Here is an 11,894-nt window from a genome sequence, read left to right on the forward strand (position 1 = left end):
TGTCCTCCTCAGACGTGTGGATTGGCCCCGGGGCCCGATCGGGACATATACGAAACGGCACCCAGGGTCCGAGCCCGGGTGCCGTTCACGCTCGACCTCTCGACCGGAACCGTAGATGCGACCTTACGGAGCTCATCACCATGGAAGCCGTATTCGCTTGTCCCTGACCCCAGCGACAATCCGTTGCTTTCATCTTACCAGGCTTCGCACGGCATGACAAGAGCGGCCCCCCCACCGTGGCCTGCGTGTCAGCAGGAATCCCGGGCACCCTGTCAAACCTATGCGGGACGGCGGCAGGCGGCCGCAGGCCCGGCGGCCCCAGGAACACCCCCCCTGCAGGGAGGCCCGGCATTGGCCCAGCGTGTCTACGCGTACGGAATCGTCGTGTTGCCCCCGCCACACGTGCGGCGGGAGATCGCGGCGCTCCGGCGCCGCCACCCTGTCCTGCACGCCAGCGTGCCGCCCCACATCACCGTCAAGGCCCCGTTCGTCCTCCGCAGCACCGGCGCCTGGGCGCTCGAGCGCCTCGAAGAGATCTGCGCCGCCCACGAGCCCTTCGAACTGGAACTCGACGGGCTGGACAGCTTCGGAACCGAGGTCCTGTACGTACGGGTTGCCGAATCCGAACCGCTCCGGCGACTCCACCAGGATCTGGTCGACGGCCTGGCGGGGTACGTGGAAACCCTGCGGGACCGCTACGAGGGCAAGGCCTACACCCCTCACCTGACCGTCGCCGACCACCTCACGCCGGAGGAGTTCGCCCTCGCCCGCCGCGAGCTGGCCGGCTGGCACCCGCGCGCCCGCTTCGAGGTGGACGCCGTCCACCTCCTCCGCGGGTGGAACCGCTGGGACGTCACCCGCAGCATCCCATTGAGTTGTGAGTTGTGAGTGGTGAGTGGTGAGGTGTGAGTGGTGAGTGGTGAGGTGTCCGTGGGGGGCCGGGAGCGGCGACCCGGCCGGCGCACGCGTCACGGCATCCGTCACCGGTGTTCTCTGTGCAGCAGCGTGACTGCCTCGATGTGGGCCGTGTGGGGGAACATGTCGACCGGCTGGACCTCCACCGTCCGGTAGCCCAGGCCCGCCAGGATGGCCAGGTCGCGGGCGAGGGTCGAGGGGTTGCAGGACACGTAGACGATCCGCTCCGGCCCCATGGCGGCTGCCGCCTCCAGCACCGTCCGGGCGGCACCCTGGCGGGGCGGGTCCAGCACCACGGCGCGCGGCCGCAGCCCCTCCCGCCACAGACGTGGCAGGATTTCCTCGGCCTCGCCCGCGTGGAAGCGGACGTTCGTGACGCCATTGCGCCGGGCATTCTCCCAGGCGTCCTCAACCGCCTCGGGGACGGACTCCACCCCGTGCACGCTGCCCCAGTCGCGGGCGAGGAGGAGGGAGATGGTGCCCGTCCCCGCGTAGAGGTCGACCGCCACGTCCCGCGGGCCACGGCCGGCGTATGCCAGGGCCCGCTCGTAGAGAATCTCCGCCTGCGCGGGGTTAACCTGGAAGAAGGAAACCGGGGAGATCCGGAACTCGAGGCCGAGGATCCGCTCGGTGATCCGGGGACGGCCGGCGAGGTGCACGTTCTCGGGGCCCAGGATGACGTTCGTACGTGCGGGGTTCACGTTCTGCCAGACGCTGGCCACCCCGGGCACCCGCGCGATGAGGCCGGCGGCCATCTCCGCCAGGCCCGGGACCTCCCGCCGCGCGGTCACCAGCACCACCAGTGCCTCCCCCGTGGCGTGGGACACCCGGACCAGCACGTGACGGAGGTCGCCGCGGTGCGCGGCCTCGTCGTACACGCTCACGTCCCGCTCCCGGATGAGCTCGCGCGCCTCCGCCAGCACCCGGCTGGCAAGGGGGTGCTGGATGCGGCACTCCACCACGTCGACGATGTCGTGCGTACCGGGTGCGTAGAACCCGAGGACCGCCCGCCCGCCGGCCCAACCGACCGGGAAGGCGGCCTTGTGGCGGTACCACCAGGGGTCGGCCATGCCCAGGACGGGGTGCACCGTCACCCCCCTGAGCCCGCCGATCCGCTCCAGCGCGTCGCGGACCCGCTGGCGCTTCTCCCGGAGCTGCGCGGCGTAATCGAGGTGCTGCAGCTGGCACCCGCCGCAGCGGGCGTACACGCCGCACGGCGGTGGAACCCGTTCCGGGGACGGGTCGAGGACCCGCATCAGTTCCGCCCGCCCGTAGCGCGGGTGAACTTCCGTGACCCGGGCCTCCACCCGCTCCCCCGGAAGCGCCCCCGGCACGAACAGGGCGAATCCGCCGGCGCGGCCCACCCCCTCCCCGGCGTGCCCGAGGCCCGTCACCGTGACCGTGACGGTCTCGCCGGGGCGGACGGGCGGCGAGCGGTCGGCGCGGCGGCCCGGCAAGCAGGTTCCCTTCCTCGGCGGTCGTTCAGGCTCCGGCCGGCGCGGTGGCCGGTTCGAGGACGCGCAGCCGCCCGGCGCCGGCGTCCAGTTCGGCCATCGCCCCGATCGGCAGGGTGGCCCGGTAGCGGCTGTGGCCGCAGGGGAAGCCGTACAGCACCGGCACCCCCAGCGGCGCCAGGTGGTCCTCCAGCACCTCGAGGAGCGTCAGGGACGGCCGGCCCGCCGGCGCGGTCATGCAGGAGGGCGAGTCGCCGAACACCACCCCGGCGACCCGGTCCAGGAGCCCGGCCAGCCGGAGGTGCACGAGCATCCGGTCCACCCGGTAGGGTGCCTCGTCGACGTCCTCCAGCACGAGGATGGCCCCCGCCGTACGGGGATGCCACGGGGTGCCGACCAGCCGCGTGAACACCTCCAGGTTGCCGCCCACCAGCCGGCCCCGGGCGACGCCGGGACGGATCGTCACCGGCTGCGGCGCGTCCGGCGCATCCGGCCAGGGAATCTCGCCGGGGAAGGCCTCGCCGAAGAGGGCCCGCCGCAGCCCCTCCCGGTTGTAGGCCGGCATGCCGGACGGGTCGCGGACCTCGAGCATGGGGCCGTGGAAGGTGACGAGCCCGACCTCCTCCCAGGCAGCCAGCAGCAGCGCGGTGAGATCGCTGAAGCCGGCCAGGATCTTCGGCTGCCGGCGCAGGACGGCCAGGTCGAGGGACCCCAGGATCCTCAGCGTGCCGTACCCGCCCCTGGCGGCCACCACCGCCTTCACGCCCGGGTCACGGAGGAACCGGTTCACGTCCGCGGCCCGCACCGCGTCGGGCCCGGCCAGATAGCCGCGCGACGCGTGCACCGAATCCCCCGGCACCGGCCGGAGGCCCCATTCCTCCAGGAGCCTCAGCCCGCGCCCCAGGGCCTCCCGATCCACGGGGCCCGCCGGAGCGACCACCCCCACGACGTCGCCGGGGCGGAGGGCCGGAGCCCGGAGGGATTGCCGGTGGCCCGCCGTCGGGAAGGGCGGGCGCCCCCGCCCGCCCTCGTGCTCACTCATTCGTGACCCCGGTGACCTCGGCCAGGGCCGCGCGCACCAGACGGCCCGCCAGCTGCGGGTTGGCCCGGCCCCGGGTGGCCTTCATCACCTGCCCGACCAGGAACTGGGCTGCCGCCGCCTTCCCCTTCCGCCAGTCCTCGACGACCTTCGGGTTGGCCTCGATCACCTGCCGGGCGATGGCCGCCAGCTCCGCCTCGTCGGTCACCTGGACGAGCCCCCGCTCCTTCACGATGGCCGCCGCCTCCTGGCCGGTCTCCACCATGGCCTCGAAGACTTCCTTGCCGATCTTCCCCGAGATCGTGCCCTCGTCGATCAGCTTCAGCATGCCGACCAGGTGCGCCGGGGTGAGCGGCGTCTGGCCGAGCTCCAGGCCGCGGTCGGCGAGGATCCGCTGCAGCTCGTTGATGACCCAGTTCGCGAGAGTCTTGGCCCCCGCCGGCCCCTTCGCGTACTGCCGGACGGATTCCTCGAAGAAGTCCGCCACCGCCTTGTCCCGGACGATCAGCCCGGCGTCGTAGGCGGAAAGCCCGTATTCGGTCACGTAGCGGGCCTTGCGGGCGTCCGGCAGCTCCGGCAGTCCGGCCCGGATCTTCTCGATCTGCTCGTCCGTGAGCACGACCGGGGGCAGGTCGGGCTCCGGGAAGTAGCGGTAGTCGTGCGCCTCTTCCTTCCCGCGCAGGGAGAGGGTGATCCCCCGCTCCTCGTCGAAGTGGCGGGTCTCCTGAACGACCTCGCCGCCGGCGCGGATGACCTCCCACTGCCGGCGCGCCTCGTACTCGATGCCCCGCATGACCGCCCGGAACGAGCTCAGGTTCTTGAGCTCGGTGCGTGTCCCGAACGCGGTGGAACCCACGGGCCGCACCGAGATGTTCACGTCGGCCCGCATCTGACCCATCTCCAGGCGGGCCTCCGACACTCCGGTGTAGATCATGATCGCGCGCAGCTTCTCGAGGTAGGCCCGCGCCTCCTCCGGGCTGCGGATGTCCGGGGCGGAGACGATCTCGATGAGCGGCACCCCGCAGCGGTTGAAGTCGACGTACGACGCCCCGGAGTCCACCACGCCCCCGGCGTGGAGGAGCTTGCCGGCGTCCTCCTCGAGGTGCACCCGGACGATGCCGATGCGCCTGGTCTCCCCGCCGACCTCGATCTCCACCCAGCCGCTGTGGGCCAGAGGCTGGTCGTACTGGGAGATCTGGTACCCCTTCGGGAGGTCGGGGTAGAAGTACTGCTTGCGGTCGAACTTGGAGAACCGGGCGATCTCGCAGTTGAGGGCGAGCGCCGCCCGGATCGCGTACGCCAGCGCCTGCTCGTTGAGCACGGGCAGAACGCCCGGGTACCCCAGGCACACCGGGCAGGTCTGGGTGTTCGGCTCCGCTCCGGGGGCGGTCGAGCAGCCGCAGAAGATCTTGGAGCGCGTCCCGAGCTCCACGTGGACCTCGAGGCCCACGACCGTCTCGAATTCCAGTTCCTGAGCCGCTGTGTGCACTGCCGGTCCCCCCTACCCGTCCAGAGGCGGCCGCGCCTGCCCGTGGGTGGTGGTCTTCTCGAATGCGTGGGCCACCCGGAAGAGCAGGGGCTCCTCGAAGTGGCGCCCGATCAGCTGCAGCCCCACCGGCAGGCCGTCCACCCGACCGCAGGGGAGCGACAGGGCCGGCAGGCCGGCGAGGTTGACCGGGATCGTGTACACGTCGGCGAGGTACATGGCCAGCGGGTCGTCGGTCTTCTCCCCGATGCGGAACGCCGGGGTCGGCGTGGTCGGGGTGGCCAGGACGTCGACCTCCGCGAACGCCTGCTGGAAGTCCCGCACCACCAGGGTGCGCACCTGCTGCGCCTTCTTGTAGTAGGCGTCGTAGTACCCGGCGCTGAGCGCGTAGGTGCCGATCATGATCCGGCGCTTGACCTCCGGCCCGAACCCGTCGCGCCGCGTGCGCAGGTACATGTCCAGAAGGGACTCGGCACCCGGGCTGCGGTAGCCGTACCGCACGCCGTCGTACCGGGCCAGGTTCGAGGACGCCTCGGCGGGGGCGATCACGTAGTACGCGTCCAGCGCGTACTCGACGTGCGGCAGGGAGACCTCCCGCACCTCGGCGCCGAGGGAGCCCAGGTGCTGGATCGCCGCTTCCACCGCCCGCCGGACGCCGTCGTCGAGCCCGGCCGCGAAGAACTCCCGCGGGACCCCGACGCGCACGCCCGCGAGGGAGGTGTCGGGTCCGGGCTGGAATTGCGCGACCCGGTCCGCGTTCGGGGCCGAGGTGGAGTCGCGCCGGTCATGCCCGGCGATCACCGAGAAGAGCAGGGCCGCATCGGCCACGTCGTGGGCGATGGGGCCGATCTGGTCGAGCGAGGAGGCGAAGGCCACGAGCCCGAAGCGGCTCACCGCCCCGTAGGTCGGCTTGAGGCCGACCACTCCGCAGAAGGCGGCCGGCTGCCGGATCGACCCGCCGGTGTCCGACCCGAGGGCGACGGCACACTCGTCCGCCGCCACCGCGGCCGCCGACCCGCCGGACGAGCCCCCCGGCACCCGCTCCAGGTCCCAGGGGTTGCGGGTGGGAAAGAAACCGGAGTTCTCGGTGGACGAGCCCATGGCGAACTCGTCCATGTTGGTCTTGCCGATGAGGATCGCGCCCGCGCCCTGCAGGCGGCTGATGACCGTCGCGTCGTAGGGAGGGACGAACCCCTCGAGGATGCGCGAGCCGCAGGTGGTCGGGATCCCCTGCGTGACGATGTTGTCCTTGACCGCCACCGGCACCCCGGCGAGGGGGCCGAGGTCGCGGCCGTCGGCCTTGCGGCGGCTGTCCAGGCGCTGGGCCCGTTCCCGGGCCTCGGCCGCTGTCACCGTGATGAAAGCCCGCACCTGGGGCTCCACCTGCCCGATGCGGGATAAGAACGCGTCCACGATCTCCGTGGCGGAGAGTTCGCCGGCCAGAAAGAGGCGGTTCAACCTGGCGGCGCTCAGTCGCGTCGTCGCACTCAACGTTCAGCCCTCCGTGATCTTGGGGACCCTGAACGTCCCCTCCCCCGTCTCCGGTGCGCGCGCCAGAGCCTCTTCGCGGGGAAGGGAAGGCAGGACCTCGTCTGCCCGGAGTACGTTCTGCAGCGGCAGCACGTGGAAAGTCGGCGGCACCCCCTCCGTGTCGAGGCGCTGGAGGGCGGCCACGTGCTCAAGAATGCGCCCCAGCTGCACCGTGAACCGGTCCTTCTCCTCCTCCGACAGCCCGAGCCGCGCCAGCCGCGCCACGTGCTCGACCTCTTCCCGGCTGATGGCCAACCCCTTCCACCCCCCTCCGGAGCCGGAGTGCCCCGCAGGGAACCGCTCCCCCGGGGCAGGCACGGCGCTATTGTAGCACGGTAGGAATTGCCGGGCAACGCCGCCTCCGGGCCGCCTCCGGCGCCCGAAACCGCGTGAAGGCACCCGCGCCCCGGGCGACGAAGAATGGAAAGGTCACGGCAACAAGGATTTCGGTTCGGCCGGGTGAAACGGGGGAGAGGAGGAGAACCTGGATAGTCGAACTATCTCGGCAAGAAAGAATGCATGGTAAAGGGGGTGTCGGGATGACCTTCCAGGAGGATCTGGAGATGGAGCAGATCATCCGGCTGATCGGGGCCATCCAGCGGGCGCAGGAGAACCAGATCGACCGGTTCGCCCAGGCCAACTGGAACCTCACTTCCGGGCAACTGCGCCTCATCCTGAGCCTGATCCCGGGCCGGGCCCACCGGACCCTCGAACTCGCGCGCCGGCTGTACACCGACCCGGGCACGGTGTCCGGCTTGCTCCACCGGCTGACACGCAAGGGCCTCGTCACCTGCCGGCAGTCGAACCGCGACCGGCGCGTCCAGCTCGTCTCCCTGACGCCGGCGGGGGAACGGATCCGGGCGGAGTACCAGCGCCGCTCGCGCAGGGAACTGGCCCCGTACCGGTACGCGGCGATGCTTTCCCAGGAGGAGCGGCACCAGCTCCTCGACTGCCTGACCCGCTACGCCGCGCACCTCATGGGGGAGGAAGAGGCCCAGAGCTTCCTCCAGCTGGTGGAAGAGGTCACCCGCTTCGAGGGACCGGAGAGCAGCGAGAACGTAGAGAAGATCTCGTGACGCTGCCGGAGCCGCCTCCACCGTGAGCGGCCTGACGATCGGGGCCCGGGGGAGTGGGAAGGGCCCCGCGCCCGGGGCGGGAGAGCTGCCCGCGGGCTCTTCGGCGCGCCCGCCGTCTTGCGCCGAAAGGCGGCCGCCGGCCTCCGGCGCCAGGCCGGAAACCGGCGGACCCTCCACTGCACACTACCGCTGCGACCTGGCTATCCCGCCCGCACGTGGCAGGCCACCCAGTGGCCGCCGCCGACGTCCACCAGGGGCGGCTCCTTCTCCCGGCAGACGTCCTGCGCCAGCGGGCAGCGGGTGTGGAACCGGCACCCGCTCGGCGGGTGGATGGGGCTCGGCACGTCGCCCTCCAGGATGATCCGCTCCCGCTTCACCGTCGGGTCCGGAATGGGGATGGCCGAGAGCAGCGCCTCCGTGTACGGGTGCCGGGGGCTCCGGTACAGCGCCTCCTTGTCCGCCAGCTCCACCAGCTTCCCCAGGTACATCACCCCGACCCGGTCGGAGATGTGCTTCACCACCGCCAGCCCGTGGGCGATGAAGAGGTAGGTCAGCCGGAACTCCTTCTGCAGGTCGGACAGGAGGTTCAGGATCTGCGACTGGATCGAGACGTCCAGGGCGGAGACCGGCTCGTCGCAGACGATCAGCTTCGGGTTCAGCGCCAGCGCCCGGGCGATCCCGATCCGCTGCCGCTGTCCCCCCGAGAACTCGTGCGGGTAGCGCCGGGCGTGGTAGGACGCCAGCCCCACCACCTCCAGCAGCTCGGCCACCCGCTTCTGCTTCGCCGCGCCCCGGGCCACCCCGTGGATCTCCAGCGGCTCGCCGATGATCTCCCCCACCGTCATCCGGGGGTTCAGCGAGGCGTACGGGTCCTGGAAGATGATCTGCATCTCCCGCCGGAGCCGGCGCAGCTCCTCCTTCCCCATCTTGAAGACGTCCCGGCCCTCGAAGCGCACCGACCCGCCCGTGGGCTCCTGCAGGCGCAGGATCACCTTCCCCAAGGTCGTCTTCCCGCAGCCCGACTCCCCCACCAGGCCCAGCGTCTCGCCCCGGCGGATGTCAAAGCTCACCCCGTCCACGGCCTTCACGTGGCCCACGACGCGCGAGAATACCCCACCGCCGGTGACCGGGTACCACTTGCGCACGTCCCGGACCTCGACCAGCACCTCGTCCGGGCGGCCCAGGGGCGCCACCGCCGCCATCTCAGACCGTCACCTCCCGCGCCAGCCGCTCGGCCGCCACGTGGCAGGCCACGGCGCCGCCCTCCTCCACCCGCTCGAGCGGCGGCTCCACTTCCCGGCACGTGTCCGTGGCGTACGGGCAGCGGGGGTGGAAGCGGCAGCCCTTCGGCATGTGCATGGGGTTCGGCACCACGCCCTCGATCACGTGCAGCCGCTCCCGGGTCTCATCCAGGCGCGGGATCGACCGCAAGAGCCCCTCCGTGTACGGGTGCAGCGGGTTCCGGAAGATCGAGTAGACGTCCCCCTCCTCGACCACCTTGCCGGCGTACATCACCACCACCCGCTCGGCCATCTCCGCCACCACCCCGAGGTCGTGGGTGATGAGCAGGATCGCCATGCCCAGCTCGGCCTTGAGCCGGCGCATGAGGTCCAGGATCTGCGCCTGGATGGTCACGTCCAGGGCCGTCGTCGGCTCGTCGGCGATCAGGAGCTTGGGGTTGCACGACAGCGCCATCGCGATCATCACGCGCTGCCGCATGCCGCCCGACATCTGGTGCGGGTAGTCCCGGACCCGCTTCTCCGGCGCCGGGATGCCCACGTGCCGCAACATCTCCACCGCCCGGGCCATGGCGTCCCGCCGGCTCAGGCCCTGGTGGAGCATGATCGCCTCGGCGATCTGGTCCCCCACCGTGAAGACCGGGTTGAGCGAGGTCATCGGCTCCTGGAAGATCATGGAGATCTCGTTGCCCCGGATCCGCCGCATCTCGGCCTCGGACAGCTTCAGGAGGTCCCGGCCCTCGAAGAGGATCTCGCCCGCCTCGATCCTGCCGGGCGGAGACGGGATGAGCCGCATGATGGACAGCGAGGTCACGCTCTTGCCGCAGCCGGACTCCCCCACGACCGCCAGGGTCTCACCCCGGCGGACGTACAGGTCCACCCCGTCCACGGCCGGCACCACGCCCTCCTCGGTGTAGAAGGAGGTGCGCAGCCCCCGGACCTCGACCAGCACGTCCCCGCTCGCCATCCGCCTCACGCTCCTCCAGCCCTGTGCGCCCCGCCGGCAGCGGGCAGGCTCCTTGGTTCGTCATCCGGGAACCGAATCCTGCCTCCCGCCGGGCGCGAGTTTGCGGAAACGCAGCCAGGCGCTGCCGCTACCTGAGCCCGAAACGGGCCTTGAACTCGTCCTCGGTCAGCACGGGGATGCCGAGTTCCCGGGCCTTCTCCAGCTTGGAGCCGGGCGACTCCCCCACCAGGACGAAGGAGGTCTTCCGGCTCACGCTACCGGCCGCCTTGCCGCCGAGCCGCTCGATGAGTTCCTCGATCTCCTTGCGCCCCCACGACCTCAGCGTGCCGGTGACGACCACGGTCTGACCGGCGAGCGGCCCGGCCGGCTCCCCGGCGGGGACCTCGTCCGGGAGCGCCTCCATCCGCACCCCGGACGCCCGCAGCTTCTCGATGAGCCTGCGGCTGCGCTCCTCCCGGAAGAAACTCACGATGTTCTGCGCGATGACCGGCCCCACGCCCTCGATGGCGGTGAGCTCCTCCTCGCCGGCTCGCGCCAGATCGTCCAGGGACCGGTAGTGTCGGGCCAGCACCCGGGCTGCCCGCTCGCCCACCCCCCGGATGCCGAGCGCGTAGATGAGCCGGTGGAGCGGGTTCTCCTTGCTGCGGGCGATGGCGTTGACCAGGTTCTCGGCGCTCTTGGGCCCCAGGCGCTCAAGGACCTCGAGCTGCTCCTTGCGCAGCGCGTACAGGTCGGCGGGGTCCCGGATGAGCCCTTCGTCCAGCAATTGGCCGATGATCGCCTCGCCCAGCCCCTCGATGTTCATGGCGTCGCGCGACGCGTAGTGGAGGATCGCCCGGAAGGTCTGGGCCGGGCAGGCGATGTTCGGGCAGCGGGTGGCCGCCTCCCCCTCCGGCCGCACGAGGGGCGTGCCGCAGACGGGGCAAGTCTCGGGCATGCGCCAGGGCTCGGTCCCCGGCGGGCGCTTCTCCGGCACCACCCGGACGACCTCCGGGATGATCTCCCCTGCCTTCTGGACGACGACCGTGTCTCCCACCCTTACGTCCTTGGCCCGGACGTAATCCTCGTTGTGGAGGGTCGCCCGCCGGACCACCGTACCCGCCAGCCGCACGGGCTCCAGCTCGGCCGTGGGGGTCACGGCCCCGGTGCGCCCGATGTCGACGGTGATCGCCACCACCCTCGTCTCCCGCTGCTCGGCCGGGAACTTGTAGGCGACCGCCCAGCGGGGCGCCTTGCTCGTGGCGCCGAGCACCTCCCGCAACGCGAGATCGTCCACCTTCACCACGAGCCCGTCGATCTCGTAGGGCAACGTGAAGCGCTTGTCCCGCCACTCCTCGGTCCACGCCACGACCTCGTCGATGTTCTCGAACACACGCCGCTCCGGGTTCACCTTGAACCCCAGCCGCGCCAGCAGCTCGAGCGCCTCCCAGTGCGAGGTGACCGGCGGCAGCCCGTCGGCCCGCACCAGCGCGTACATGAAGCTGTCCAGGCCCCGCGAGGCCGTCACCCGGGGGTCCTTCTGGCGCACGGAGCCCGCCGCGGCGTTGCGGGGGTTGGCGAAGACCTTCTTCCCCTCGGCGGCCTGCCGGGCGTTCAGTTCCTCGAAGGAGCGGATCGGCATGTAGACCTCCCCGCGCACCTCCAGGAAGGCCGGCAGGCGGCCATCGACGGGCCGGAGCCGCAGGGGGATCGACCGGACCGTCTTGAGCTGCTCGGTGACCTCCTCGCCCTCGAACCCGTCGCCCCGGGTGGCGCCGCGCACGAAGACGCCGTTCTCGTACCGCAGGGCGATGCTGAACCCGTCGATCTTCAGCTCGCCCACGTACCGCACCCGGCCGTCCGGGGCGCGCCCCTCCGCCAGCTGCCGCACGCGCCGGTCGAAGTCCCGCAGCTCGTCCTCACCGAAGGCGTTGTCGAGGGAGAGCATCGGCGGGTCGTGGCGCACCTTGGGGAAGTCGGGGAGAGGGGCGCCGCCCACGCGCTGGGTGGGCGAGTCCGGCCGCCGCAGGTCCGGATAGGCGGCCTCCAGGTCCTGCAGCTCCCGCATGAGCGCGTCGTATTCCGCGTCGCTGATGACGGGGTCGTCCAGGACGTAGTACCGGTGGTTGTGGTACTCGATCTGCTCCACCAGCTCGGCGATGCGCGCCGCGGCCTGCTCGCGCCCGGGTGCCACCCTCACCTTTGCCGAC

10 protein-coding genes are annotated in these 11,894 nt (G+C 71.5%); 2 read left to right on the top strand and 8 right to left on the bottom strand.

Annotated elements, in window-relative coordinates:
• Positions 1-351 precede the first annotated feature (351 nt).
• A complete protein-coding gene (locus tag caldi_RS11520; protein ID WP_264841906.1) occupies positions 352-888 on the top strand; it encodes a 2'-5' RNA ligase family protein in 537 nt (178 codons plus the stop codon).
• A 92-nt stretch (positions 889-980) separates the two neighbouring features.
• Here the strand turns inward: caldi_RS11520 and rlmD are convergent, their stop codons facing one another.
• Genes rlmD through gatC form a run of 5 tightly spaced genes read right to left on the bottom strand, consistent with a single transcriptional unit; the run spans position 981 to position 6,679 of the window.
• The gene (gene rlmD / locus caldi_RS11525; protein WP_264841907.1) at positions 981-2,372 is read right to left on the bottom strand and encodes a 23S rRNA (uracil(1939)-C(5))-methyltransferase RlmD; all 1,392 of its coding nucleotides are present in this window, start codon (positions 2,370-2,372) and stop codon (positions 981-983) included.
• A 25-nt stretch (positions 2,373-2,397) separates the two neighbouring features.
• Positions 2,398-3,411, bottom strand: a complete 1,014-nt coding sequence (locus caldi_RS11530; protein WP_264841908.1) for a S66 peptidase family protein — start codon at positions 3,409-3,411, stop codon at positions 2,398-2,400.
• Entirely contained in the window at positions 3,404-4,897 is a 1,494-nt protein-coding gene (gene gatB, locus caldi_RS11535) for an Asp-tRNA(Asn)/Glu-tRNA(Gln) amidotransferase subunit GatB (protein WP_319951749.1), read from the bottom strand. The genes caldi_RS11530 and gatB overlap by 8 nt, the downstream gene beginning before the upstream one ends.
• Before the next feature lie 12 nt (positions 4,898-4,909).
• Positions 4,910-6,385 (bottom strand): Asp-tRNA(Asn)/Glu-tRNA(Gln) amidotransferase subunit GatA, encoded by a 1,476-nt coding sequence (gene gatA / locus caldi_RS11540; RefSeq protein ID WP_264841909.1) that lies wholly within the window; start codon positions 6,383-6,385, stop codon positions 4,910-4,912.
• A gap of 3 nt (positions 6,386-6,388) precedes the next feature.
• A complete protein-coding gene (gatC, locus tag caldi_RS11545; protein WP_264841910.1) occupies positions 6,389-6,679 on the bottom strand; it encodes an Asp-tRNA(Asn)/Glu-tRNA(Gln) amidotransferase subunit GatC in 291 nt (96 codons plus the stop codon).
• A gap of 284 nt (positions 6,680-6,963) precedes the next feature.
• On the opposite strand from gatC, the gene caldi_RS11550 reads away from it, so the two are divergent.
• Complete coding sequence (locus caldi_RS11550) at positions 6,964-7,500, top strand: MarR family winged helix-turn-helix transcriptional regulator (RefSeq protein WP_264841911.1); 537 nt, start codon at positions 6,964-6,966, stop codon at positions 7,498-7,500.
• A 200-nt stretch (positions 7,501-7,700) separates the two neighbouring features.
• Here caldi_RS11550 and caldi_RS11555 read toward each other — a convergent pair whose 3' ends face one another.
• The 3 genes from caldi_RS11555 to ligA all read right to left on the bottom strand — a co-directional run bounded on the left by caldi_RS11555 (position 7,701) and on the right by ligA (position 11,878).
• The gene (locus caldi_RS11555) at positions 7,701-8,702 is read right to left on the bottom strand and encodes an ABC transporter ATP-binding protein (RefSeq protein ID WP_264841912.1); all 1,002 of its coding nucleotides are present in this window, start codon (positions 8,700-8,702) and stop codon (positions 7,701-7,703) included.
• Between the two features lies 1 nt (position 8,703).
• Positions 8,704-9,705, bottom strand: a complete 1,002-nt coding sequence (locus caldi_RS11560) for an ABC transporter ATP-binding protein (RefSeq protein WP_264841913.1) — start codon at positions 9,703-9,705, stop codon at positions 8,704-8,706.
• 127 nt (positions 9,706-9,832) lie between these two features.
• Complete coding sequence (gene ligA / locus caldi_RS11565; RefSeq protein ID WP_406568128.1) at positions 9,833-11,878, bottom strand: NAD-dependent DNA ligase LigA; 2,046 nt, start codon at positions 11,876-11,878, stop codon at positions 9,833-9,835.
• Positions 11,879-11,894: the final 16 nt, after the last annotated feature.

The organism is Caldinitratiruptor microaerophilus, assembly GCF_025999835.1.
In the GTDB taxonomy this organism is placed as follows: domain Bacteria; phylum Bacillota; class Sulfobacillia; order Symbiobacteriales; family ZC4RG38; genus Caldinitratiruptor; species Caldinitratiruptor microaerophilus.

Bases quoted from the DNA above. Each gene is read 5' to 3' on its own strand.
- caldi_RS11530 (WP_264841908.1), bottom strand. From the start codon at position 3,411: ATGAGTGAGCACGAGGGCGGGCGGGGGCGCCCGCCCTTCCCGACGGCG.
- caldi_RS11555 (WP_264841912.1), bottom strand. From the start codon at position 8,702: ATGGCGGCGGTGGCGCCCCTGGGCCGCCCGGACGAGGTGCTGGTCGAG.
- caldi_RS11550 (WP_264841911.1), top strand. From the start codon at position 6,964: ATGACCTTCCAGGAGGATCTGGAGATGGAGCAGATCATCCGGCTGATC.
- caldi_RS11560 (WP_264841913.1), bottom strand. From the start codon at position 9,705: ATGGCGAGCGGGGACGTGCTGGTCGAGGTCCGGGGGCTGCGCACCTCC.